Here is a 22,976-nt window from a genome sequence, read left to right as displayed (position 1 = left end):
GTCTACCTGCGAGCGACTTAGTGTATCGGTCTCACGTCCGACTCGGGAGAGAAATCGTCTACCGCGGGCGAATCTGCCAGTCGTCCCCGTCGGTTCGTTCGGCAGTCGCGTCGAACAACGATGCGATACTCCGCACCGTCTGTTGGTCCTGCGTCATCGGGTCGAGAAAAGCGATGCCGTATCCACCGACGTTGGCGATTCGCGTCGTCAGCGCGTGAAGAAACTGGTACAACGGCTGTAACTGCGCGTATTGAAACAGGACCGTAAGCGAGTCGAGGACGACACACGGGGTCGCCGCCGTCTCCTCGCCCCACGTGTCGAGGAGTTTCGTCGCTTCGACGCCGATGCCGGTCAAGTCGGCGGGCGACCGGACCTGCTGTATCATCTCCGCGTCGAACGAATCGACAGACCGCGCGTCCGTCGTGACGACAGCCAGCTCCGACGGTTCGAATCCGAGGCGACGCCCCCATTCGGTGGGCGTTTCCGTTCCGCGCGGCGAGAAATCCAAGGCGATAAGCCGAACGTTGGACCCGTTTACGAGTCCGCCCGTGGGGGCCGACACACCACCGTCGAGGACGAGCACCGTCTGTAACTCTTCGCTACCCAATCGGTCCATCACTATTGTCACCCCTTCGACTAGTGTACGTTCTCATAGACTTGAAACTACGTACTCGTGGGAGGTATCTGAACAATTATTCCCGGCTACGTACCAAAATGTGGCGGATGAAACCACATTGTTGGTATTTGCATACCAAAACGTGAGAAACGAACAGCGGCCTGTGGCCTACGCGTTCAACACTGTCCGGAGGATATCCGGCGCTTCGTCGAGCACGTCGTCGAGGGCGTCGACGTCGGGGCCACCGCCCTGCGCGAAGTCGGCCGGGCCGCCACCGCCGCCGCCGACTTTCCCGGCGAGTTCGCCGACGACCTGTCCGGCGTTGATGCCGACGTCGTCGGGGACGCCGACGACGAACTGGGCGCTGCCACCGGCCGCAGAGCCGAGCACGGCGACTTTGCCTTCTTCGACGAGCGCGTTCGCGGTCGCGCGAAGTTCGTCGGCGTCACTGTCGAGACGCTGGATGACTGCGGGCGTGCCGTCGATGTCGATGTCGTCGGCACCCGCGGCGGCGCGCGCTTCGGCGAGTTCCGTCTTCAGGCGGTCGATGGTCTTACCGCGCTCTTTCCACTCGGTGAAGAAGCGCTCGGCCGTCTCCGGCACGTCCTCGGCGTTCACGTCGAGCACGTCGGCGGCCTCGTAGAGGGAATCTTCGGTGCGCTGGCTCGCCTCGATGGCGGCGTCACCGGCAGCGAAGACGACGCGCTCGACGCCGTCCTGCACGGGTTCCGTGTTCAGCACTTTGATAGCGCCGATGTCGCCGGTGCGCTTGACGTGGGTGCCACCGCAGGCCTGCACGTCGTCGCCGACGTGGATGAGGCGAATCTTCTCTCCCGGCGGGATGCCACCCTGGTAGAGGTCGAAACCGTGTTTCTTCTCGGCGTCGCGGCGGTCCGGCCACTCCTGTTTGACCGGGATGTTCCGCATCACGAGTTCGTTGGCGACGCGCTCGATTTGCTTGACTTCCTCGCGGGTGATGCGCTCGTAGTGCGTCACGTCGAGGCGCGAGCGGTCGACACCCTTCGAGGCACCGGCCTGCCGGATGTGGTCGCCGAGGACCGTCCGAATCGCGTGGCCGATGACGTGAGTCGCCGTGTGGTGTCGCATCAGGCGACGGCGACGCTCGACGTCGAGTTGGCCGCGGACGAACTCGCCCTTGCCGGGGTCGTCGTCGGTGCGGTGGAGCACCACGTCGCCTTCGATTTGCACGTCGGACACTTCGACTGTCGTGTCGTCGGTCGAGAGCGTCCCGTGGTCGGCGGGTTGGCCACCGCCTTCGGGGTAGAACATCGTCTGGTCGAGGACCACGTCGTAGCCCTCCTCGCGCTCGAACACGTCGAGGACGACGGCCTCGAACTCCGTGCGCTCCTGGTCGTCGTAGTAGAGTTTGTCCGTCTCCGGGAGGTCGCCGAGGCGCTCGTCGCGGTCGCTCGCTGCGGTCCCCGCGTCGACTTGCTCGTGACGGTCGGCGACGAGGGAGTAGAAGTCGTCGGGGATATCGACGGTCGCGCCGCGCTCTTCGGCAATCTCCTGTACCATATCGGGCTGGATGCCGTGGGAATCGTACAGTTCGATGAGATTGTCGACCGGAATCGGTTCGTCCTTGTCGGCGTAGTCGTCGGCGAGTTGCTGGACCTTCCGCGACCCGCGTTCGAGCGTCTTTCTGTACTTGCGCTCTTCGCTGCGGACGATGTCGCGGATGGTGTCGCGGTTCTGGTAGTCCAGCCGCTCGGCCTGCATATCCACGAGTTCGTCGAGGGGGGCGTCGACGCCGAGGTTGTCGACGAGGCGCTTGGTGCGGCGGAGCACCATGCGGGCGAGGTAGCCCGTCCCGACGTTCGAGGGGACGATGCCGTCGCCGAACATGTACGCGAGCGTGCGGCAGTGGTCGGCGATGGCGTAGATGTCTTCGAGCGGGCGGAGCAGCGAGGTGAGTTCCTCACTGTCGACCCCGAGTTCGTCGGCGACTTCGGCGCGAGCGGTGGCGAGGTCGTCGATTTCGTCGATGTCGAGGTGTCCGGAGAGCTTCGCCGCGCGGTGGATGAGTTCCTCTTCCTCGTCGGTGTGCTCGATGCCGACGTTGTCCTTGAGGAAGTCAATCATGTCGGGGTAGACGGCCTCGTAGACCGTCGGCGTCCCCTGCGACACCCACGTCCACCGTTCGAGTCCGTAGCCGGTGTCGACGATGTAGGTGTCCATCGGCGAGTAGGAGTTGCCGTCCTTGAGTTCGTACTCGCCGTCGGGGTCCTGCTTCATCGACATGAAGACGAGCGTGGCGAGTTCGGCACCGCGGTAGAGCACCTCGAAGGCGGGACCGGCGTTGCCGCCGCCGACCCACGGGTCTTCGATGTACGTGATTTCGGAGATGTCCGCGCCGAGCGACTCGAAGAACTCGTCGCAGAGGCGGACCGTCTCGTCTTTCCAGTAGACTTCGCCCTCGTAGGCGTACTCGTCGCCAGCCTCCTCGCGGGCGTTGAACGCGTGGTGCGCCATCATCTCGAAGGCCATCGTGTGGCGGCCGGTCTTGCCCACGTTGTCGATGTCCTGCATGCGGATACAGGGCTGTGAGATAGTCAGGGGGTTCGCCGGCGGCGGCGTCTCACCAGAGGTGACGAGCGGCTGGAAGTCGTAGATAGATGCCTGCGTCAGAAGGACGTCGTCGCGCCAGCGGTTCGCGGCGACCGGGTAGGGGTCGATGCGCTCGTGGTCGTGGTCCTCGAAAAACGAGAGGAACTTCTCGCGCATCTCCTCCAGCGTGTACTCCTCGTCGAATCCGGGGTTGTCGATGAAGGTGTAGTCGTCCGCCGGCGGTTCGCCACACGTCTCTCGGTCGGGGTCACGGGTCCAGAAGTAGACGCCCGTCACGGGGCACTGCTTCCGGTAGAAGCCCTCCTCCTCGAAATAGTCGAGGCGGTACTCCTCTTCGAGTTCGCTCATTGCCAAAGTCTGGTCTACCGTTGGGTAAAACAGTTCCGGGAAATAGACGCAGACGCCCGATTCCGGCCAAATTCACCCATACGTGCGGAACGAATCGTCATCGGGCCAGAACGTGCGTGTGGAAAGCAGTGTACGCGGTGTGGTGAAACATGCCGCAACGACTATATATTTCCTATCCGTCATATCGATGGAATACCGTGCCCGCGATGGAACCGACGATTCTCGTGGAAGAAGACGTCGACTGCGACCTCGAACTCGATGGTGGGGTCACAGTCGCCTCGTCGAGTGACACGTCTGAATCGTCTGAGCCGGTGTGCGTTATCGTCTCGGACCCCGACGAGCCGGTCTCGCGGGACGTCCCGACGATTCTGTACACAGACGTCCCACCGGAAGACATCTCGAATCCCGGGCGCTTTGCGGCGTACGTCCGCTCTGGAGACGGCGAGAGCTTACAGACCCAGATTCGATGGGTTCTCTCGCAGGGCCAGCAGTCCCGGACGGACGCCACCGAACAGTCTCAGTCTGACACCCCCGAATCGAACACCCCACAACTGAACGGGGAGTGGGACCGCATCAGACAGCTCTACGAGGGAACGACGACACTCATTGCCGCCGACTCGGTCGAGGAGTTGTACCAGCGAGCACTCGGCCTCGCTGGACACATCCTCGAATTCGACAATAGCTCGTTTCTGGTCCACGAGGGCGACGGCATGTACGTCCGCGCGAGTGACCGCTGCAACCTGGAAGAGCCAGGACCGATTCCGGCCGACGAAGGCATCCTCGGGCAGACGTATCAGACTCGCAAGTCGTTCCTTATCGACGACGTTCGAACACACCCCGAGGCAGCACCGGCCGACCCCGCGTATCGCTCGGTCGTGAGCGTCCCGATGGGCGAGGTCGGCGTCTTTCAGGCCATCTCGAACGAGGTCGGGGCGTACGACGAGACAGACCGGCGACTGGCCGAACTGCTCGCCAGATACGTCTCCGAAACCCGCGCACGCATCATCTCCGAAGCCGAGATGGCCGAGCGTCGCGAGCAAATCGAGCGCCTCCACCACGGTGCGACCGAGTTGGCGACGGCGACGACGCTTGAAGACCTGTTCGAACGGACCGTCGAAATCAGCGACGACATCCTCGAATTCGACATCAGCTACGTCGGTCGCGTCGAAGACGACTCCATCATCCCGGCAGCAATCTCGTCTGGCACACCGGCAGACGGTGCAGAATGCGTCTCGCTGGAGGATGGCGGGCTGGCGGCACTCGCGTACACCACCGGCGAGACACACGTCGCAGACGACGTTCGAGACCACCCCGAAGCTCGCCCCGCAAAACGGATGTACCGAGCAGTGCTGAGCGTTCCAATCGGCGACTTCGGCGTGTTTCAGGCAGCATCCTTCGAGGCAGCTGCGTTCGACGACGCCGACGTCGAGTTGGCCGAACTGCTCATGGCTCACGTTACCGTCGCCGCCGAGCACATCGACGCAGAGACACACCTCCGCGAGGAGCGCGACCGGTCGAGCGCACTCTTCGACCACGTCTCGGACGCCGCAGTCGCATACGACGTCGAAAACGAGACCGTCTCGGTTCGATGTGTGAATCAGGCGTTTCAGGAGACGTTCGGCTACGATGCCGCCGACGTCGTCGGCACCGACCTCCTCGGCCGGGTGATACCGTCCGAAGACGAGCGAAGCGACTGCGAAGACGACGACTACGACGCCTGCATCCCCGAACTCCTCGTCGCGGCGGGCGAAAGCTATCGCGGCGAGGTTCGCCGCCGCACCGAAGACGGCATCCGCGAGTTCATCCTGAACGTCGTCCCGCTGTCTCCCGGCGAAGAGCGCGGCTCCGGCTACGCCATCTACACCGACATCACCGAGCGAAAGAAGCGCGAAAGCGAGCTCGAACGACAGAACGAACGACTCGAAGAGTTCGCGAACATCGTCAGCCACGACCTCCGAAACCCGCTTTCTATCGCCCGCGGAAATCTCGAACTCGCCAAGGAGACGGGCGACGAAGACCGATTCGACACTGCACTGGACGCACTCGACCAGATGGAGGAACTCATCGACGACCTGCTGTCGCTCGCGCGTCGCGGCCAACTCGTCGACGAGACAGCACCGGTCGAGGTGGCGAGTGCAGCGCGCGCGGCGTGGTCGAGAACCGAGACCGCCGACGCCCAGTTGACCGTCTCCGAGGGCGTCAAAGTCGAGGCAGACAAAGACCGACTGGTCGAGTTACTCGGCAACTTGTTCCGAAACGCCGTCGAACACGGTCGAAGAGACGTCTCGGTGACTGTGGGCGGCCTCGACGGCGGCTTTTTCGTCGAAGACGACGGCCCCGGAATCGAACCGGAGCGCCGCGACGAGGTGTTCGAGCCCGGCGAGACGACCGGCGGCGACGGTATCGGCTACGGACTCACCATCGTCTCGTCTATCGCCGAAGCCCACGGCTGGTCGGTCATCGTCACCTCGGGACGGTCGGGCGGTGCCCGATTCGAGTTTCGGGCGTGAGAAACCGAGCCTGAAACCGAAGCCGAACTGCGATTAGTTCTCCGAGAGCGCCAGCGACGCGAGCAGCGCTTCGAGTTGCACCTGTTCGTTCGCGCCTTCCGAGATGCGGTAGTCGGCCTCGCCGATGCGCTCCATGAGGCGGACGGCGGCGCGTTCGTCGAGGTCGAAGTCCCAGACCGAGCGGTGGAGTTGGTCGATGATGTCGCCGCCGGCCATCCCGGTGTCGACGATGAGTGTCTCCAACTGCTTTCGCGCGGCCGTGAACTCGCCGTCGATGGCGTCTCGGACCATCTGCTCGATGTCCTCCGGGCGCGCGGTCGACGTAATCATGTAGACTGCCTCTTCGTCGACGACTTCGCCCGTCGTCGCGGCGGCCTGCAAGGAGTTGATGGCGCGGCGCATGTCGCCACCGGCGGCGTAGACGAGCGCGTCGAGGCCGTCTTCGGTGAGTTCGATGCCCTCGGCCGCGGCGATGTCGCGGGTCTGGTCGGCGATGGCGTCGTCGCCGAGCGGCGAGAATCGGAAGACCGCACACCGCGACTGGATGGGGTCGATAATCTTCGAGGAGTAGTTACACGAGAGGATAAAGCGCGTGTTGTCGGAGAACTGCTCCATCGTCCGGCGGAGCGCCGACTGCGCGTCGTTCGTCAGCGAGTCGGCCTCGTCGAGGAAGATGATGCGGTAGTCGTGGCCGCCGAAGGACGACCGGGCGAAGTTCTTGATTCGGTCGCGAACCACGTCGATACCGCGCTGGTCGGAGGCGTTGAGTTCGAGGAAGTTGCCCCGCCAGTCGTCGCCGTAGATGGCGCGGGCGATAGCCGTCGCGGACGTGGTCTTTCCGACGCCCGCCGGGCCGGCAAACAGCAGGTGCGGCAGGTCGTCGCGTTCGATGTAACTGCGCAGGCGCTCGACGATTTCCTCTTGTCCGTAGACGTCGTCGAGGGTCTGCGGTCGGTACTTCTCGATCCAGATTTCACGACCCGCCGGGGCGTCGCCCGACTCCGCGGCCTCGCTCATACCCATCCCACGGGTCGCCCCGAACATAAACCGTCCGAGACAGTGCCGCGGGGCGTTCCGTCACCAGTCGAAGGAGGTGCGAGGCGACGGACTGAAATCCGCCGCCACCCCACGAGCGAGCATGAACGTGACCGTGGAAGTCGTCGGCGAGGAGACCCACGAGGTCGCCGTCGGAGACGACGGAACCTACGCGGACCTCGTGAAGGCGGTCGACCTCAGTCCGCACGAGGTGTCGGTCCTCGTCGATGGCCGCCCCGTCCCCGAGGACCAACCGGTCGAAGTGGACCGGGTCAAAGTGCTTCGGCTCATCAAGGGCGGGTAGCTGAACTGGATACCGACCACAGACGGGTTTCGGAGTCTGGCAGGTCGGGCGCACTCCCGGGCGACGATTATTGCGAACGTTCACGAATCCCTGACTGTGTCAGCCAGCACCCACACCCTCGACTTCGAACTGCCGAACGTCGCCGCCGGACCGGACGTGCTCTCCCCGGCCACCGTCGACGCCGACTTCCTCCTGTTGTTGCTCCAGCGCGACTACTACTGCAAGGTCTGTCGCAGACAGGTCCAGTCGATGAAACGCCGGTACGACGAGTTCGAATCGCGCGACGCCGAAGTCGTCTCGGTGCTTCCCGACCCACCGGAACGCGCCGAAAAGTGGCAGCGAAGCTACGACCTACCGTTCCCGCTTCTGGCCGACCCCGGTGCCGACGTCGGCGACGAGTTCGACCAACCGACGCGGTTCGGCGCGCTCGGGAAGCTTCACGATATGGTCGGGCGGATGCCCGAGGCAGTGCTCGTCGACCTGCGCGGCGACGACCCCGACGTGACCTACACCCACCGCGGGTCGAGTCCCTCGGACCGCCCCGAAATCGACGACCTGTTGCAGCGCATCGACCGTCTCGCGTCGTAAGCGCCCACGGTTCCAATCCAACCCTCCCACCACACTGCTCCGACCTCCCACCACACTGCTCCGACCTCCCACTACACTGCTCCCACCGAACCTTTCTTTCCTCGCACCCCAGACCGAGTGATGAGCGACATCGTCGTCCGCGAAGGCACGCCCGACGAGTTAGTCGCAGTCATGCGCATCCTCGACGCTGGCCTGCTCGAAGCGACTGCCGAAGAAATCCGGGAAACGCTCGCCGCGGGCGACTGCCTCGTCGCCGACGACTCGGGTCGGGTCGTCGGCGCACTCGTTCTCGACGGGGACTACGTCGATTCCGTCGCCGTCTCACCCAGTCGACGTGGACGCGGTATCGGAACCACGCTCGTCCGCGACGCGCTGGCCCGGCGGGGCCGTCTCGTCGCCGACTTCGACGAGCGGGTTCGGCCGTTCTACGAATCACTCGGGTTCGACATCGACGAGGGGGGCGACCAACTTCGTGGCGTCCGCGACGAATCCAGTGAGTGACGGCGCGGGGGAGTGACGGCGCGGGGGAGTGACGACGCGTGGAATGGAACGCAGGCGAGCAAATCCCGATAATGTATGGTTTGTGTTATCAAGCGACACAGACATACGCGCGGGTCGAGTAACTGTCGTAGGCAGCCAATGGCAAAACGAGACCGACCGGAGAGGCTCCTCACCGACTGGGACCTCGTATTCGACGCTCTCTCCGACTCATCGCGCCGGTACGTGCTCCAGTATCTCTACGAGCGGCCGGACCCGGTCTCGACGCGGGAACTCGCGCTCGCACTCGCGTGCCGGACGACCGACCGACCCCCGGACAAAATCGACGTGCAAATCGTCGAGCAAGCGGAGGTCGGGTTCGTCCACGTCCACTTGCCGAAACTCGAAGCGGCGGACCTCGTGGAGTGGTCCGACGACCAAGTGGTGTTGACCGACCACGCAGAGACGCTTCCACTGTTCACGCCGTCGTATCGCGGCGTCGTCAGACCGGAAGAGACCGGCGAGGAGTAATCGAAGCCGTCGGCGGGGCCGAATGGAGAGTTAGACGAGCGGTGCGACCAGTTCGCGGCCCGCATCGAGGAGTTCGCTGACCGCCTCGTCGCTGTCCGCTTCCGCGTAGACGCGCATCTTCGGTTCCGTGCCAGAGGGGCGAACCAGCAGCCACGACCCGTCTTCTAAGAGGAGTTTGAAGCCGTCGAGCGTGACAACCTTGGCGATGTCGCGGCCGGCGACCGTCTCCGGGAGTTCGTCTTCGAGGTCGTCGATGACGCGGGCTTTCTCCGAGTCCGGACAGTCGATGCTAATCTTGTCGGCGACGATGTCGCCGTACTCATCTGCGATGCGGGCGAGTCGGGCGTCGAAGTCCTCTTCTGCGGCGGCGCTCGCGGCAAGCAGGCCCATCAGGACGCCGTCTTTCTCGCGGACGTGTCCGCGGATGGAGAAGCCGCCGGACTCCTCGCCGCCGATGAGGGCGTCGTGTTCGCCCATCGCGTCGGCGACCCACTTGAACCCGACCGCGGTCTCGAAGACCTCCTCACCGTGAGCTTCGGCGATACGGTCGATGAGAAACGTCGTCGAGACGGTTCGGATGGCCGGTCCGGAGTCCGATTCGAGGAGGTAGTCGTAGACGGCGGCGAAAAACAGGTTCTCGTCGAGGACGCCGCGGTCCGGCGTGGCGATGGCGATGCGGTCGGCGTCGCCGTCGTTGGCCACGCCGAGGTCGGCGTCGTGTTCGTCCATGGCTTCGGCGAGTCCGTCGAGGTACTCCGCCGAGGGTTCCGGCGAGATACCGCCGAAAGTGGCGTCGCGCTCACAGCGGAGGCGAATGACCTCTGCACCGGCCGATTCGATGAGGGCGTCGGTCACGCCGCGGCCGCTGCCGTGCATGGCGTCGTAGACGACCGTCAGGTCCGAGAGGTCGCTGCCGACGAGGTCGATGGCGTGGTCGGCGTGCGGGGAGACGATATCGACGCGCTCGATGGTTCCGCGCTCCGATTCGGGGAGCAGGTCCGGTTCGGCGAGGCGGTCGGCGACGGCGTCGGTTATCTCCGGCAGGGCCGGCGCGCCGTCGGCGGGGATGAATTTCACGCCGTTGTACTCCGGCGGGTTGTGCGACGCCGTGACCATGAGCGCCCCCGAGAGGCCGCGTTCGACGATGGCGTAGGCGACGAGCGGAGTCGGGCAGTCCCGCTCGGGGAGCAGGACGTCGAAGCCGTTTCCGGCGAGCACTTCCGCGAGCGACTCGGCGAATCCGGGCGACGTCTCGCGGGCGTCGTAGCCGACGAGAACCGGGTCTGTGTGGCCCTCGTCAGCCAGATAGTCGGTGACCGCCTGCCCGACGATGCGGACGCGGTCGTCGGTAAACGTGTCCAACGTGGCTCGCCACCCATCGGTCCCAAAGGAGATTTCGTCCATGTTCGCACGTCGCCGCCGCGAGGCAAAAAACTACGTTACGACGCCGGAGGGACCTGCCAAAAGAGTTGTTAGGACTGGTCGACGAGGTCGAGTTTCTGCCGCCTGGAGAGCTGTTTAATCTCGTACTCGCGGGACATCGCTGCCGACTTCGACTCGTACGACTCGACGTGCACGAGTTCGACTGGCGTGCGCCCGCGCGTGTACTTCGCTCCCTCGCCAGCGTCGTGTTCCGCGACGCGGCGCTCGACATCGGTCGTGTAACCGGTGTACAGCGAGTCGTCGCTGCACCGGAGGACGTAGACGAAGTGCACAGGTGGTTACTCGTCTCTGGCGGCCGCGACCGCTCGCGCAATCAACCCGGCCTGCGAACCGGCGATGTATCCGGCGTCCGTGTTCACGACCGAGAGGACGGTACAGGACTGAATCATCCCGAGCAGCGCCGCCTCGCCATTGCCGCCGTGGCCGTAGCCGGTCGAGATTGGCAGCCCGATGACGGGCGTATCGACCAATCCGGCGACGACAGTCGGAAGCGCACCCTCTCGACCGGCGGCGACGATGAGCACGTCGACCTCGCGGAGCAAGTCGAGATGGTCGAGCACGCGACCGAGGTGGGCCACACCCACGTCTTCGAGCAGTTCGACGGAGACGCCCATCTGTTCGAGGACGACCGCGGCCTCGCCCGCGGCCTCCGCGTCGGAAGTGCCGCCGGTGACAACGCCGACGGTCGCGTCGATGTCGGGGGCTTCGTAGTCGGACTCGCAGGCGACGATAGTCTTCGCTCGGGCGTTGCGGTCGATGTCGCAGTTCGGAAGCGCGTCGGCGACGGCCTCCGCGTGGGCGGGACTCGCCCGGGTGACGAGCGCTCGACCGCTCGTTTCGACCGCCGCGACGGCGAGCGTCGCCGTCTCGTCCGGCGTTTTCCCCTCAGCGAGGATGGCTTCCGGGAGTCCGCGACGACTCTCTCGGGCGGCGTCGAACCGACCCGCGTCGGTGGTCGCGTATCCCGCGAGTTGTGCTTCGGCCTCGGCCGGCGAGAGGTCGCCCGCCGCGACAGCCTCCAGAATGTCGCGCATGGCCGTTCGTTGGCCCGAGGCGTACTCATACCCGTCGTTTCACCCTCGGATGCGGAAAACATATATAAGTGGATACTATCAGTCCGAAATTCGTCCTCAAAGAAGCGCCATAACCGCCGTATTCGCCGGTATTAACGTCCAATATAGGAATGTTTATTAAGGGAGAATCGGTAGGATATCCTGTATGGCAGACCTCATTGTCAAGGCAGCCGTCAAGGAAGCGCTTCAGGACAAGAACGTGGCCTCGGACTTCTACGACGCTCTCGACGAGGAAGTCAAGGAGCTTCTCGACGACGCTGCACGCCGTGCTGAGCAGAACGACCGTAAGACGGTCCAGCCCCGCGACCTGTAAACCGGTTTCAACTACTCTCTTTCATTTATTTATCAGTCCAGAGCGGCAGCGCTCGGCGCGATAGCAGACGACAACAAATCCGCGAGCGACTGCGACGAGCGCTGCGCGAGCCGTCGCGACGGCTTACAGTTCGATTACGTCGACGCCATCGTCGGTTCCGACGTAGACAACGTCTGCGAGTCCGGCGAAGATACCGTGTTCGACGACGCCCGGAAGCGACGACAGCGAAGCGGCGAGTGGCCCTGGGTCGTCGATAGTTCCGAAGTCGCAATCGAGGACGAGGTTCCCGTTATCGGTGACGACCGGGCCGTCTTTTCTCTCGGCGCGGCGGAGTTCGGGGTCGCCGCCGAGGTCCGAAACTGCTGCTGCGACGGTGGTGCGGGCGTCTGGCAACACCTCGACCGGAACCGGGTGCGAGAGTTCGTCCGCCAGCTTCGAGGGGTCGGCGACGACGAGGAATCGGTCGGCGAAGGCGTCGACAACCTTCTCGCGGGCGTGAGCGGCTCCGCCGCCTTTCACGAGCGCGCCGTCGGCTACCTCGTCAGCACCGTCGATAGCGAGGTCGAGTGCGTCGATTTCGTCGAGGTCGGCGAGTGGGACGCCGCAGTCGCGGGCGAGTTCGCGAGACGCGAAGGAGGTCGGGACGCCCCGAACGTCCATTCCGTCGGCGACGAGGTCGCCGAGAGCCTCGATTGCGAAGGCGGCCGTGCTCCCGGTACCGAGACCGACGACCATCTCGTCTTCGACTGCTTCGACCGCGGCCTCGGCGGCGCGGCGTTTCTGGTCGTCGGTTCCGCCAGTCGTCTTCATGTCTATGGCGACTCGGGCAGCGAGTAAAAATGGACCTGAAACGTAGGGCGGAGAGTCGAGGTGGGTGTCGTGGTCGGCAGCGAGAATCGAACCGTCCGGGCTCGTCACCGAGTCTCAGAGTCGGTCCAAGACGGCGTCCGCGTCGTACGCGAGCGAGATAGCGCGGGTTCGGCCGCGACCTTCGATTTCGGTGTACCGGGCCTCGATGACGCCCAGTTGGTCGAGTTTGTTCACGAGTTCGGAGTAGCGCGTGTAACCAAGCCCGGTCTCCTCGTTGAACGCCTCGTACACTGCGCCGGCGCGTTCGCCGTCGAACTCGGCGACGACGCGGACCAGTTCACGTTCGGGGTCCGAGAGGCCGCGGAGACACCGCGAAAGGTGGACGTACTTCGACTTGTCGTAGGCGGCTTCGACGTCCTCTTCGTCCACGGTCCGCGAGGCGCGCATCTCGGCGTGGAGACCCGCACGGCGGAGTAAATCGATACCGACGCGCAGGTCGCCGCTGTCGGCAGTGAGTTCCGCCACCCGGTCGAGTTCGGGGTCGCCGATGACGTTCTCGTGGAAGCCGCGTTTGGTCCGACCGCGGAGGATGTCCACGATTTCGTTCACGTCGTACCGGGGGAAAAACACCTCTTCGGGGCGGAAGACGCTCTGGACGCGCCCGTCGAGTTCGTCGATAACGTCGAGCGAGAGGTCCGACGAGATGATGATAACGCCGATGCGCGCCCCGGAATGTGCCTCGTGGGCGCGAAGCAGCGAATAGAGCGTATCGGAGGCCTCGTTCTCGTAGAACAGGTAGTTCACGTCGTCGAGCGCGACGACGAGTACTTCGTCGTCCTCTACGAGGCGGTCGGTAATCTGGCCGAACAGCTTCTTGAACGAGATGCCCGACGACGGGGGTTCGTACTCGAAGATGTGCTCGAAGACCCGCGAGAACACCGCGTACCGGGTCGAATCGACCTGACAGTTCACCCGGACCGTGCGAACCCCCGACTGCGTGCCCAACTCGCCGAAGAGCTTCTGGACGGCGGTGGTCTTGCCAGTCCCGGGTGGTCCGCGAACCATCGTGTTCAGGGGGCGAGAACCCCGGACTGCCGGGCGAAGCGCGTACTTCAGACTCCGGAGTTGGCTCTCGCGGTGATTGAACGTCTCCGGAATGTGGTCGATTTCGAAGACGTGCTCGTCGCGGAACACCGTCTCGTCCCACGACAACATCCCCTCTTCGGGGTCCTCCCTCATCGAGTAGAGTACCACGCGCCGGGGACTTAATCGTTTACCGCGACGGCGGACGGAAGTCAGACACGGCACCGAAATCGAACCGTTCGAGACAGAGCAGAGAGACCACGGTCCTTCGATGGCGAAGAGCGACGAGTCGCTGGGAAGTTGCGAGTCGTTACGTCACCTACTGAATCAGTTGGTAGATACGATAGGAGCCGAACCCCGCGACAGCGAGACCGAGCACCGCAACGCCGACGACGAACGGTTTCGCGTTTCCGGCCGCGAGCGACCCAATCGCCGGGAGTGCGATAGCGAACAGCGCAAGGGCGACCGCGAAGATGAGAAACACCAGATACACCGCCGTTCCGAGCACGTCCCAGATGGCGTTCTTCGTCGCTCGGTAGGTTATCTCGTACTGTTCTTCGGGTGAGAGTGAATCGGAGGGCACGGCCAAATGTGTTCCTAAAACACTATAAACAGCGTGATAGGAACAGCGACACAGAAAACGTATACTGGACCCCCGCGCCGCTCTACCCATGCCCGGCGCAATTGTCACGAGCGGCGAGCGAGTCACGCTCCGAACGGTCGAGACCGAAGACATCCCGTTTACCCAGCGGGCGACCACAAACCCCGAGCTTCGGCACACGCTCGGGAATCCGCTGATGAACCGCGAGCAACACGAGATATCCGACGACCGCAACGCGCCGGACCAACTTCTCGTCTGTCTCGAATCCGAAGACACCGACGCGGTCGACCCGGACGAAGACGACATCACGCGAATCGGACAAGTGACCGTCGCCGACGCCCACTACAAGCGCCCGGAACTCGGCTACTGGCTGGTTCCCGACGTCCACGGCGAGGGATACGGGAAAGAGTCAGTCTCGCTCGCCATCGACGACGCTTTTCGAACCCACGACACCCCCGCGATTGGCGCGGCGGCGTTCGCGTTCAACGACGCCTCTCGCGGCCTTCTGGAATCACTCGGATTCGTCGAAGAAGGGCGACAGCGGAAGTTGATGTACGTCGATGGGGCCCACCGGGATTTGGTTCGGTACGGGTTGCTTCGGGAGGAGTGGCTGGGCGAGGAGTGAGTCACCAAAAGCGCCCCCGACGCAGAAAAGTAGGTTCTAGAACTTCTCCAACAACCGCCCGTAGAACTCGCCGTCGCTCTCGCCCGCCAACTTCTCGACGATGAGTTCCGGGGTCGAGCGGGCGAGGTGGTCCTTCACGGGCGAGCGATTCACGACGAGTTCGCCGTTTTCGAGGCCGACAGCCTCGATACCGTCCACTGCGACTGGAACGTCCGCGGCCTCGCGGATGCCGCCCGCGAGGTGGGAGACGAACACGGCGGCCGCGCCCTGCTCGGCGAGTTCTTCGAGGATTCCGGCGATAATCTTCGCCGACGCGCCGGGTTCGGTGATGCTCTCCAGTTCGTCCACGAGGACGAGTCGGTCGGCCGCGCCGTCGGTGAGCGCCGCGAAGTCCCGAAGCGTGCTCTCGAAGGCACCGGCGTCGAGCGTCCCCTGCGACTTGGCGTAGTAGTGGAGTTCGGAGAACCGAGAGAGGCGGACCGACTCCGCGGGGACGGGAAGGCCCATGTGAGCGAGGACGACGACGAGTCCCACGAGGTCGAGCGTCGAGGTCTTCCCACCGCTGTTGACACCCGAGAGGAGCGTGACGCCCGAGACTTCGTAATCGACGGGGTCCACGTCCTCGAAATCCACGTCGAGAAGCGGCGAGCGTCCGGCTTCGATGGTGAAGGTCCCGAGGCCGTCGTCGCCCGCAGCGCCCGTGAATTCGGGGAACACGCAGTCGAAGTCGCGGGCGAACCGCGAGATGGCGAGGCGCACGTCGAGTTCGAGCGCGTCGCGGACCAGCGTCTCGACCGGGTCGCGCAGGTCGCCGAGGTCCGCGGCGAGGTCGGCTTTCAGTTTCGCGGCTCGGCGGTCGCGGGCGGCCTTGAGTTCGGTTCGAAGGCGACTGACCGCTTCTTCTTCGTGTTCGAGTGGGAACGATGGGTTCTCCGGGAAGACGCGGTCCGTGAGGTCCGCTTCGCCGGGGCGGAGACCCAGCGAGTCCACGAAGTGGTCGCGCGCGGCCGCGAGTGCCTCGTCGAACTCGTCTTCGAGTTCCCGCGAGAGCAGGGAATCGACGCGCGCACCCTGTTCGACCAACGAGAGGAAGTCCGTGCCCTCGATGGTCACGTCGCGCTCGCGAATCACGTCGCGGAGGCGGTCGTTGGCGACCGATTCGGCGGTCGAGACCGCGGCGTCGATGTCGTCCACTGCGGCCGTGAGTCGCTGGAGTTCGTCGTCGCCGACGATTGTTCCGTCGTCGTCGAGGCGAGAGAGCGCGTCGCGGAGCGCGTCGAGGTTACACGGCGGGTCGATTCCCGCGGCGTCGTGGACCTCGGCCGCGGCGACGAGCGCCTCGCGGTTCTCGGCGAAGAACGTCAGGAGACGCTCGGGAACGACTTCGTGGGTGCGCTCGGCAGCATCCGGGAGCACGCGCACGTCGCCGTCCACGTCGATACCCGCAAAGGACTCGTCGAGGACGATGACGGTCGAGTACGAGCGCGCGAGTTCGCCGATGCCGCGGGCGTCTTCGACGACTTCGATTGAGAGTTCGGGAAACGCCTCTTTCGCGGCGGCGTAGCGCTCTGCGTCGGCCGTGGCGAGACAACGCTCGCGGACGCGACGCGGTTTCGGGTCCGAGAGTGGTTCGACGCCCGAGAGTGCGGCCAACACGTCAGGGTCGGGGTCGAGGTCGGCGGCGTCACGGGCGAACTCGCGGACCTCATCGATACGCGAGGCGGAGCCTGTCGGAAAGAGCGTCTCCAGTCGTTTCTCGGCGTAGTCGGTGACCGTGCGGTCCTGCAGGAGGCCGAGCGCGTCGCGATACAACTCCGAGGCCCGGTCGGTGGCGAGGAAGCCGCCGGGGTCGTCGTGGTCGCGGCGGATGGCTCCGCGCGCGATAGCTGCTGCCCTGCCCTCCGTCAGCCCCGGTGCTCGTGCGAGCGCCGCGACGTCGCCGTCTGTCAGCGCTCGCTCGGCGTCGTCGAGTTCCGCGAGCGCCGCCGCCGTCTTCTCGCCGACGCCCGGGATGGTCTCGAAGTCCATTCGGGCGCACCTATCGCGGCAAGGGACAAAAAGTGGTACGTCGTCTCCGCCGTCGGTGGGTTCCGCGCCGATTCGGAAAGTTGCGGCCGAGCGCGCCGGTGACGAGGGGCTTTTGCCACTCGACTTGGAAGGAGGGCGCATGAGCGAGCGAGACGCCGCGGCGAAGGCAGACGCAGTACGCGAGGCACTCGCGGAACGAGACAGTGCCCTCGTCGCCTTCTCCGGCGGCGTAGACTCCAGTGTGGTCGCCGCCCTCGCGTTCGACGCCCTCGGCGAGGACGCGGTCGCCTGTACGGCCAAGAGCGAGACTCTTCCCGAAGCCGAACTCGAAGACGCGGCGCGCGTCGCCGACGAAATCGGCATCGAACACGTCGTCGTCGAATTCTCCGAACTCGACAACCCGGACTTCGTGACGAACGACGACGACCGATGTTATCACTGCCGGACGATGCGCCTCGGCCGAATGTACGAGGCCGCACGCGAACGCGGTATCGAGACAGTCTGTGACGGGACGAACGCCTCGGACCCCGGCGAAGGTCACCGACCGGGACTCCGCGCCGTCGAAGAGCTAGAAGTCGTCTCACCGCTTCTCGCACACGACATCACGAAAGAGGAAGTCCGCGAAATCGCCGACGAGTACGGTCTCTCCGTCGCCGACAAGCCCTCGATGGCCTGTCTCTCGTCGCGTATCCCGACCGGTCTCGAAGTGACCGAAGAGCGTCTCTCGCGCGTCGAACAGGCGGAACGCATCCTCCGAACGTGGGGCTTCGAGCAGTTCCGAGTCCGCGACCACGACGGCCTCGCGCGTATCGAAGTCGCCCCGGACGAACTGGAGCGCGCGCTCGACCCCGACTTCGTGCGTGCCGCCCGCGACCACATCAAAGACGTCGGCTTCGACCACGTCACGCTCGATTTACACGGCTACCGAACCGGCAGCGTCAGCCCTGCCGCCGACGAGGAAGACGAAGACGACCTGCTCGTCGACGACGTGTTCGCACAGGACTACCCGATGCGAAAATAACCAGCCAGCGACTCGCGTCAGGCCGCGTCGAACTGCGACAGATTCTCCGCGACGACAGTCACGGTTGGCTCGTCGCCTACGTCGTCCGTCGCGACTGCGACGTCGAGTTCGCACAGACATCCATGGTCGAGTTCCTGTGCGAGTATCGCATCGACGGTATCGAGTTCTTTCACCGCTCCGAGAACGAGGCGAATCGGCGTCCCGTGGGTGACGACCACGACCGTCTCGTCGTCGTCGAGTGACCCGACGAGTCCATCGAACGCCGTGACGACGCGTCGGCGCGCCTCGACGAGGCTTTCGCCGCTTGGCGGTCGCTCGCGCGTCGCCGGAACACCGACATCTCTGAGCGCGTACTGCGGATACTTCGCGAAGACGCCCCTGGCGTCGAGTCCCTGAAGCGACCCCGCATCGCGGTCGCGCCACGCCGGGTCGAACGCCGGTTCGACACCGACCGCGTCGGCGACGAACTGTGCTGTCTCGCGTGCGCGTTCGATGTCCGAGGTGACGATACGGTCGACGCCGTATGCCCGTTCGACGTGGCGTGCGAGTGCGTCTGCTTGTCGCCGCCCGTCGTCGGACAGCGAAACGGGTGCCCACCCCTGCACACGCCCCTCGCGGTACCACGTCGTCTCGCCGCTCCGGGCGAGAAGAAGGGTTGCCATGTTTCCGTCTCTTGTCGCACCCGCAATGAACGTTCCGCGCGAGATTCACGGTGCTGGGGGACAAATACCTCCGTATGGCCCGTGAACTGACCACGAGCATCGAAATCGACGCACCGCCGGAGCGGGTGTGGGACGTCCTCGTCGATTTCGACCACTACCACGAGTGGAACCCCTTCATGCGCGTCGCCGGCCGAGTCAACGAGGGCGCGACGCTGACTGTCCACCTCATGCCGCCGGGCGGGCGCGAATCGGTGTTCGAACCCGACGTGACGCACTGTGAGAAACACCGGGAGTTCAGATGGCTCGGCCACCTTCTCGTGCCCGGCCTGTTCGACGGCGAACATCGGTTCCGCCTCGAACCGCTCGATGGCGGCGAGCGGACGCGGTTCGAACACGCAGAACAGTTCTCCGGCATCCTCGCCGGGCTCATCCTCTGGCGTATCGGCGACCAGACGCGCGACGGGTTCGAAGCGATGAACGAGGCGCTGAAGGTGCGCGTGGAAGAGCTCGTCGAGGCTGAAGAGCGAGAGGCGACCGAGTCGACGTAGTGGGCTTAGTTTCCAGTCCAGCGTAAGAGCGCGAGCGTCCCCTCGAAGAGGACAATCATCGTCGCGCCGACGATGATGGGTGCCATCCCGGTCGGGTCGGGGCTGACGAGGAACGCAAGCCCGAGGAACGCGCCCCAGAAGAGCAGGCGGCGGTCTTCGAGCCACTGTCGCGTGACCAGATTCATCATGATAGCCAACTGGACGAACAGTGGAATCTGGAAGACGACCGCCATGTAGCCCATCAGGATGAGGATGAGATTGAACGTCTCTTTCAGGCCGAAGGCGATGACCGCCGTCCCCTCGGTGTACGAGGTGAAGTACGCGAAGATAGCCGGGAGGACGACGAAGTGGGCGAACGTGACGCCGATGATAGCGAGAACGAGGCTGGTCGGGACAGCCGCGAGGTAGTACTTGCGCTCCTTGGGGAACAGCCCGGGGCGCATGAACAGATACGTCTCGTAGACGAACACCGGAAGCCCGATGACCGTCCCGGCGAGGCCCGCGACTTTGAGCTTGGTGAGGATGAGTTCGAGCGGGCCGTAGAGACGCGGGCGGCGGTCGGCCATCTCGGCCGCCGAGGGGATGTGCGTGTTCCAGAGGAAGTTGATGACGTCCGTCGCACTCGGGAGACCGGTGTTGACGTACGCGTTGAGCATGTCCGCGCCGGGGAACAACAGGAGTGTGATGGTCCCTGCGACCGCGAAGACGACCGCCAACCGACGAATCATCTCCTCGATGTGGTCGGTCAGCGGCATCTCCTGGTCGCTCTCGGGTGCAGAGCCCATGATGCCGTCGTCGGCGAGACTGTCGTCTTCGGGGCTCGGCACAGGCGAGTCCCCCTCTGCGTAGGGGAGTTCGGACGAATCGTCCGGGTCGTCGCCGCCGGGGGCCGTTTCCGCGTCGATTGCGGTGGGCGTCTCGATGTCGTCACCCGAGTCGGCCTCGGTTTCAGCGTCTGAATCCGTCTCAGTTTCAGCGTCTGAGTCTGTCTCGGATTCGGGGACCATCCGAGACACGTTGCTCGGGACCGACTCCCTGTCGTCGTCTTCGGGTTCGGAATCGGCGTCCGAATCGGAATCAGCGTCCGGTTCGGTGTCCACGTCGGGGTCAGAGTCCGCGTCGGGGTCGGAATCGGCGTCCGCTTCGGCGTCAGCGTCCGTTTCAGCCTCGGTGTCAACGTCAGCGTCCGCTTCGGCCTCGACGACAGCACCGCGTTCTGTCTCGTCAGACGCGTCGCTCTCCGTCTCGTCGCGTGATTCCACGCGGCCGTAGACGAACTCGCTTTCCGTCGACTCCTCGCCGTCGCCGTCGGCTGTGTCGTCCGAAGGTTCCGAGTCGGCATCGACGATGTCGTCCGACGCGTCGGCCTCGTCGTCGTCCGGAGACCGTTCCGCGTCGCGCGCCTCGTCCGCCATTCAGGTGACCTACGCTTCCGGCTTGTTATAGGTCTTTTCGGATTGGGCCGTCGGAACGCGGCGAGACCCCCGACTGTGACGGGTTCGGTGAAAAAGATTGATAACCGCCAGACTGCTTTCGCCACGTAGGTATGTCCAGCGCCCTCGACGACGACACCCAACAGGCACTCGCCGCAGGCCGTGAGACCGCGGGTGCGATGCTTCGAGCGGCGCAAAAAGACCTCCAGAAAGTCTTCATCGTCTTCCTCATCGGCTTCCTGGGGACGTTCTACGCCCTCCGACTCTACGTCTGGGACTTCTTCAAAGGCGTCACGGTCGCCCAGATGGACGCGTCGACCGAGGGGGTCCTCGAAATCATCGCGCAGACGCCCTTCGACGTCATCCTCCTCCAAGCGAAAATCGGGCTCGTCGTGGGTATCATCATGGCGCTCCCGCCGTTTATCTACTTCGCGAGGGACGCGCTGAAAGCCCGCGGCGCGTGGCCGCAATCACCCGTCGCGCCGTGGAAACTGGTCCTCATCGGCCTGACGATGATTGTGTTGTTCGCGACCGGCGTCGCGTACGGCTACTTCGTGTTCTTCCCGTTCACGTTCGCGTTCCTCGCGAAGAACGCCTTCTCCGCGGGATTCACGCCGACCTACTCCATCGTGAAGTGGTCGCAGTTCATCTTCCTGCTCACGCTCTCGTTCGGTCTCGCCAGCCAACTTCCGCTGGCGATGACCGGGCTTTCGTACGCCGAAATCGTCCGCTACGAGACCTTCCGCGACAAGTGGCGGCACGCCGTCGTCGGCATCTTCGCGTTCGGTGCGCTGTTTACCCCGCCGGACCCGTTCACGCAGATTATGTGGGCTGTACCGGTGATTTCGCTCTACGGCTTCAGCCTCTATCTCGCGAAGGTCGTCGTCACGGCCAAGCGAGGCAGCGAAAAGATGGACATCAAGGCGACTGCAACGTCGCACTGGAACATTCTCGCCGGCATCGGCGTGGTCGCAGGGCTGCTCGTCTACGCCTTCTACGAGTACGGCGGCGTCGAACTCGCGAACGACGGCCTCGATGCTGCCGGAAGCAGTTACGCATTCCTGCCCGCCGAGTCGCAACTCGTCTTGGGTGCGTTCGTCGTCGCCGGCGGTCTCGTCGGTCTCCTCTTCGGCCTCGGGTACTTCGTCTACCGCGACATCGAACGCCTCGAACGCACGGAAGTCGGCGTCGGCGACCCGACGAAACTCGACCTCTCGGCACTCGACGCCGACGGCGTCCGCGCGGCACCACCCGAGGTCTTCGTCGACCTCGAAGAAGACGACGCGATGGCGCTCGCGTCGGCCGCTATCGACGACGACAACACGGAGAAAGCACAGGCCATCCTCGACCGCTTCGACGAAGCGGAGGCCGACAGAGAGGCCGCTGAATCCGACGAAGAGGAATCCAGCGAACTCGAAGACCGGACGACTCGCGCCGGCGGCGCGTTCTTCTCAGAGCTCACTGACGGCGAGACCGACGAGGACGATATCGGCGGCTACTACACCGACATCGCGTTCATCGTCGAGTCGCTCACCTCGCGAGCGTTCTGGCTGGTCGGGTGGTTCATGCTCGTCCTCGCGGGCACGTTCGGCTGGCTCTACACCGGCGGCATCCGGGACGTGTACGAGGACTTCCTCAGCCGTCTTCCCGCCGCAGTGACGCCCGAAGAGGTGCTGAACGTCGTCGCCCTCCACCCGATGGAGGCGCTCATCTTCGAGGTGAAGTTCTCGACGATTCTGGCCGCGATGGCGACGGTCCCGCTGCTCGCGTACTTCGCGTGGCCCGCACTCCGCGAACGAAACGTCGTTCGCCAGCGCCGTCGCAGCGTCTTCCTGTGGACGGGCGCGCTCACCGGTGGGCTCCTCGGTGGCTTCGCGCTGGGCTACAGCTACGTCGCGCCGACGGTCATCACGTTCCTCGTCGAGGACGCCATCGCGGCGAACATGATTGTCGCCTACCGCATCACGAACTTCTTCTGGCTCATCTTCTTCACGACGGCCGGTATCGGCCTCCTCGCCGACGTCCCGATTCTGATGATACTGCTGAACACGGCCGGTATCACCTACGATACGATGCGGAGCCGCTGGCGCGAGGTGACGGTCCTCATCCTCTCGCTGTCGGCAGTCTTCACCCCTGCGAGCATCACGACAATGTTCATGGTGACGATTCCGCTGATGGCCGCCTACGGCATCGGGCTCGGAATCCTGTTCGTGATAACGCTCGGCGGGCGGCGGAACCTCGCTCCGGCACGCGGCGCGGCAGAGTAGGCCGTCGTCGAAGTATCTTGTCAATATCTGCTGTCAGGAGGGTTCTCAGCGCTGAGAGCCGTTGAAAAGGC

At 64.6% G+C, this 22,976-nt stretch carries 22 protein-coding genes; 10 read left to right on the top strand and 12 right to left on the bottom strand.

The window, feature by feature from the left end:
* Positions 1-58: 58 nt before the first annotated feature.
* Both KU306_RS05685 and alaS read right to left on the bottom strand, forming a co-directional pair.
* On the bottom strand, positions 59-616 hold the full coding sequence (locus KU306_RS05685) for a DUF7504 family protein (protein ID WP_007544301.1): 558 nt from the start codon (positions 614-616) through the stop codon (positions 59-61).
* 168 nt (positions 617-784) lie between these two features.
* Positions 785-3,553 (bottom strand): alanine--tRNA ligase, encoded by a 2,769-nt coding sequence (gene alaS, locus KU306_RS05680; protein ID WP_258303135.1) that lies wholly within the window; start codon positions 3,551-3,553, stop codon positions 785-787.
* Positions 3,554-3,759: 206 nt separating this feature from the next.
* Here alaS and KU306_RS05675 point away from each other — a divergent pair, with 206 nt between their 5' ends.
* On the top strand, positions 3,760-6,063 hold the full coding sequence (locus tag KU306_RS05675) for a GAF domain-containing protein (protein ID WP_258303374.1): 2,304 nt from the start codon (positions 3,760-3,762) through the stop codon (positions 6,061-6,063).
* Positions 6,064-6,096: 33 nt separating this feature from the next.
* On the opposite strand, the gene KU306_RS05670 is transcribed toward KU306_RS05675, so the two are convergent.
* A complete protein-coding gene (locus KU306_RS05670; protein ID WP_193788133.1) occupies positions 6,097-7,080 on the bottom strand; it encodes a replication factor C small subunit in 984 nt (327 codons plus the stop codon).
* 121 nt (positions 7,081-7,201) lie between these two features.
* On the opposite strand from KU306_RS05670, the gene samp2 reads away from it, so the two are divergent.
* The 4 genes from samp2 to KU306_RS05650 all read left to right on the top strand — a co-directional run bounded on the left by samp2 (position 7,202) and on the right by KU306_RS05650 (position 8,998).
* Positions 7,202-7,402, top strand: a complete 201-nt coding sequence (samp2, locus tag KU306_RS05665) for a ubiquitin-like small modifier protein SAMP2 (protein WP_258303134.1) — start codon at positions 7,202-7,204, stop codon at positions 7,400-7,402.
* 96 nt (positions 7,403-7,498) lie between these two features.
* The gene (locus tag KU306_RS05660; RefSeq protein ID WP_007544295.1) at positions 7,499-7,990 is read left to right on the top strand and encodes a redoxin domain-containing protein; all 492 of its coding nucleotides are present in this window, start codon (positions 7,499-7,501) and stop codon (positions 7,988-7,990) included.
* Positions 7,991-8,110: 120 nt separating this feature from the next.
* Positions 8,111-8,491, top strand: coding sequence for a GNAT family N-acetyltransferase (locus KU306_RS05655; protein WP_007544294.1), 381 nt, complete (start codon positions 8,111-8,113; stop codon positions 8,489-8,491).
* Between the two features lie 138 nt (positions 8,492-8,629).
* Complete coding sequence (locus KU306_RS05650) at positions 8,630-8,998, top strand: DUF7344 domain-containing protein (protein ID WP_007544293.1); 369 nt, start codon at positions 8,630-8,632, stop codon at positions 8,996-8,998.
* A gap of 30 nt (positions 8,999-9,028) precedes the next feature.
* Here KU306_RS05650 and KU306_RS05645 read toward each other — a convergent pair whose 3' ends face one another.
* The 3 genes from KU306_RS05645 to larB all read right to left on the bottom strand — a co-directional run bounded on the left by KU306_RS05645 (position 9,029) and on the right by larB (position 11,475).
* Positions 9,029-10,402 carry a phosphoglucomutase/phosphomannomutase family protein gene (locus KU306_RS05645; protein ID WP_258303132.1) on the bottom strand — a complete coding sequence of 458 codons (1,374 nt, stop codon included), beginning with the start codon at positions 10,400-10,402 and terminating at the stop codon, positions 9,029-9,031.
* Between the two features lie 68 nt (positions 10,403-10,470).
* Positions 10,471-10,713: a GIY-YIG nuclease family protein gene (locus KU306_RS05640; RefSeq protein ID WP_007544289.1), complete on the bottom strand. Its 243-nt coding sequence runs from the start codon at positions 10,711-10,713 to the stop codon at positions 10,471-10,473.
* A gap of 6 nt (positions 10,714-10,719) precedes the next feature.
* Entirely contained in the window at positions 10,720-11,475 is a 756-nt protein-coding gene (gene larB / locus KU306_RS05635; RefSeq protein ID WP_007544287.1) for a nickel pincer cofactor biosynthesis protein LarB, read from the bottom strand.
* A gap of 184 nt (positions 11,476-11,659) precedes the next feature.
* Here larB and KU306_RS05630 point away from each other — a divergent pair, with 184 nt between their 5' ends.
* Complete coding sequence (locus KU306_RS05630; protein WP_007544286.1) at positions 11,660-11,827, top strand: DUF1931 family protein; 168 nt, start codon at positions 11,660-11,662, stop codon at positions 11,825-11,827.
* 123 nt (positions 11,828-11,950) lie between these two features.
* Here KU306_RS05630 and rpiA read toward each other — a convergent pair whose 3' ends face one another.
* The 3 genes from rpiA to KU306_RS05615 all read right to left on the bottom strand — a co-directional run bounded on the left by rpiA (position 11,951) and on the right by KU306_RS05615 (position 14,303).
* The gene (rpiA, locus tag KU306_RS05625) at positions 11,951-12,637 is read right to left on the bottom strand and encodes a ribose-5-phosphate isomerase RpiA (RefSeq protein WP_258303131.1); all 687 of its coding nucleotides are present in this window, start codon (positions 12,635-12,637) and stop codon (positions 11,951-11,953) included.
* A gap of 114 nt (positions 12,638-12,751) precedes the next feature.
* Entirely contained in the window at positions 12,752-13,876 is a 1,125-nt protein-coding gene (locus tag KU306_RS05620) for an ORC1-type DNA replication protein (RefSeq protein ID WP_007544282.1), read from the bottom strand.
* A gap of 163 nt (positions 13,877-14,039) precedes the next feature.
* Complete coding sequence (locus tag KU306_RS05615; protein ID WP_007544281.1) at positions 14,040-14,303, bottom strand: hypothetical protein; 264 nt, start codon at positions 14,301-14,303, stop codon at positions 14,040-14,042.
* An 88-nt stretch (positions 14,304-14,391) separates the two neighbouring features.
* On the opposite strand from KU306_RS05615, the gene KU306_RS05610 reads away from it, so the two are divergent.
* A complete protein-coding gene (locus KU306_RS05610) occupies positions 14,392-14,946 on the top strand; it encodes a GNAT family N-acetyltransferase (protein ID WP_258303129.1) in 555 nt (184 codons plus the stop codon).
* A gap of 36 nt (positions 14,947-14,982) precedes the next feature.
* On the opposite strand, the gene KU306_RS05605 is transcribed toward KU306_RS05610, so the two are convergent.
* Positions 14,983-16,974 (bottom strand): MutS-related protein, encoded by a 1,992-nt coding sequence (locus tag KU306_RS05605; protein WP_007544279.1) that lies wholly within the window; start codon positions 16,972-16,974, stop codon positions 14,983-14,985.
* A gap of 139 nt (positions 16,975-17,113) precedes the next feature.
* On the opposite strand from KU306_RS05605, the gene larE reads away from it, so the two are divergent.
* Complete coding sequence (gene larE / locus KU306_RS05600; protein ID WP_007544278.1) at positions 17,114-17,995, top strand: ATP-dependent sacrificial sulfur transferase LarE; 882 nt, start codon at positions 17,114-17,116, stop codon at positions 17,993-17,995.
* Positions 17,996-18,012: 17 nt separating this feature from the next.
* Here larE and KU306_RS05595 read toward each other — a convergent pair whose 3' ends face one another.
* Complete coding sequence (locus KU306_RS05595) at positions 18,013-18,657, bottom strand: histidine phosphatase family protein (protein ID WP_007544276.1); 645 nt, start codon at positions 18,655-18,657, stop codon at positions 18,013-18,015.
* Positions 18,658-18,731: 74 nt separating this feature from the next.
* Between KU306_RS05595 and KU306_RS05590 the strand changes: the two genes are divergently transcribed.
* Positions 18,732-19,205, top strand: a complete 474-nt coding sequence (locus KU306_RS05590; protein WP_258303128.1) for an SRPBCC domain-containing protein — start codon at positions 18,732-18,734, stop codon at positions 19,203-19,205.
* 5 nt (positions 19,206-19,210) lie between these two features.
* Here KU306_RS05590 and tatC (KU306_RS05585) read toward each other — a convergent pair whose 3' ends face one another.
* Positions 19,211-20,620: a twin-arginine translocase subunit TatC gene (tatC, locus tag KU306_RS05585; protein ID WP_258303127.1), complete on the bottom strand. Its 1,410-nt coding sequence runs from the start codon at positions 20,618-20,620 to the stop codon at positions 19,211-19,213.
* Positions 20,621-20,751: 131 nt separating this feature from the next.
* Here tatC (KU306_RS05585) and tatC (KU306_RS05580) point away from each other — a divergent pair, with 131 nt between their 5' ends.
* Entirely contained in the window at positions 20,752-22,905 is a 2,154-nt protein-coding gene (tatC, locus tag KU306_RS05580) for a twin-arginine translocase subunit TatC (RefSeq protein ID WP_258303126.1), read from the top strand.
* Positions 22,906-22,976: the final 71 nt, after the last annotated feature.

The organism is Haloferax larsenii (assembly GCF_024730625.1).
Lineage (GTDB): Archaea > Halobacteriota > Halobacteria > Halobacteriales > Haloferacaceae > Haloferax > Haloferax larsenii.
This window is presented reverse-complemented; position numbering and strand designations above follow the sequence as displayed.

What these genes read in the sequence shown, in the direction of transcription:
- KU306_RS05685 (WP_007544301.1), bottom strand. Translation starts at nt 616, where the DNA reads ATGGACCGATTGGGTAGCGAAGAGTTACAGACGGTGCTCGTCCTCGAC.
- alaS (WP_258303135.1), bottom strand. Translation starts at nt 3,553, where the DNA reads ATGAGCGAACTCGAAGAGGAGTACCGCCTCGACTATTTCGAGGAGGAG.
- KU306_RS05675 (WP_258303374.1), top strand. Translation starts at nt 3,760, where the DNA reads ATGGAACCGACGATTCTCGTGGAAGAAGACGTCGACTGCGACCTCGAA.
- KU306_RS05670 (WP_193788133.1), bottom strand. Translation starts at nt 7,080, where the DNA reads ATGAGCGAGGCCGCGGAGTCGGGCGACGCCCCGGCGGGTCGTGAAATC.
- samp2 (WP_258303134.1), top strand. Translation starts at nt 7,202, where the DNA reads ATGAACGTGACCGTGGAAGTCGTCGGCGAGGAGACCCACGAGGTCGCC.
- KU306_RS05655 (WP_007544294.1), top strand. Translation starts at nt 8,111, where the DNA reads ATGAGCGACATCGTCGTCCGCGAAGGCACGCCCGACGAGTTAGTCGCA.
- KU306_RS05650 (WP_007544293.1), top strand. Translation starts at nt 8,630, where the DNA reads ATGGCAAAACGAGACCGACCGGAGAGGCTCCTCACCGACTGGGACCTC.
- KU306_RS05645 (WP_258303132.1), bottom strand. Translation starts at nt 10,402, where the DNA reads ATGGACGAAATCTCCTTTGGGACCGATGGGTGGCGAGCCACGTTGGAC.
- larB (WP_007544287.1), bottom strand. Translation starts at nt 11,475, where the DNA reads ATGCGCGACATTCTGGAGGCTGTCGCGGCGGGCGACCTCTCGCCGGCC.
- KU306_RS05630 (WP_007544286.1), top strand. Translation starts at nt 11,660, where the DNA reads ATGGCAGACCTCATTGTCAAGGCAGCCGTCAAGGAAGCGCTTCAGGAC.
- rpiA (WP_258303131.1), bottom strand. Translation starts at nt 12,637, where the DNA reads ATGAAGACGACTGGCGGAACCGACGACCAGAAACGCCGCGCCGCCGAG.
- KU306_RS05620 (WP_007544282.1), bottom strand. Translation starts at nt 13,876, where the DNA reads ATGAGGGAGGACCCCGAAGAGGGGATGTTGTCGTGGGACGAGACGGTG.
- KU306_RS05610 (WP_258303129.1), top strand. Translation starts at nt 14,392, where the DNA reads ATGCCCGGCGCAATTGTCACGAGCGGCGAGCGAGTCACGCTCCGAACG.
- KU306_RS05605 (WP_007544279.1), bottom strand. Translation starts at nt 16,974, where the DNA reads ATGGACTTCGAGACCATCCCGGGCGTCGGCGAGAAGACGGCGGCGGCG.
- larE (WP_007544278.1), top strand. Translation starts at nt 17,114, where the DNA reads ATGAGCGAGCGAGACGCCGCGGCGAAGGCAGACGCAGTACGCGAGGCA.
- KU306_RS05595 (WP_007544276.1), bottom strand. Translation starts at nt 18,657, where the DNA reads ATGGCAACCCTTCTTCTCGCCCGGAGCGGCGAGACGACGTGGTACCGC.
- KU306_RS05590 (WP_258303128.1), top strand. Translation starts at nt 18,732, where the DNA reads ATGGCCCGTGAACTGACCACGAGCATCGAAATCGACGCACCGCCGGAG.
- tatC (WP_258303127.1), bottom strand. Translation starts at nt 20,620, where the DNA reads ATGGCGGACGAGGCGCGCGACGCGGAACGGTCTCCGGACGACGACGAG.
- tatC (WP_258303126.1), top strand. Translation starts at nt 20,752, where the DNA reads ATGTCCAGCGCCCTCGACGACGACACCCAACAGGCACTCGCCGCAGGC.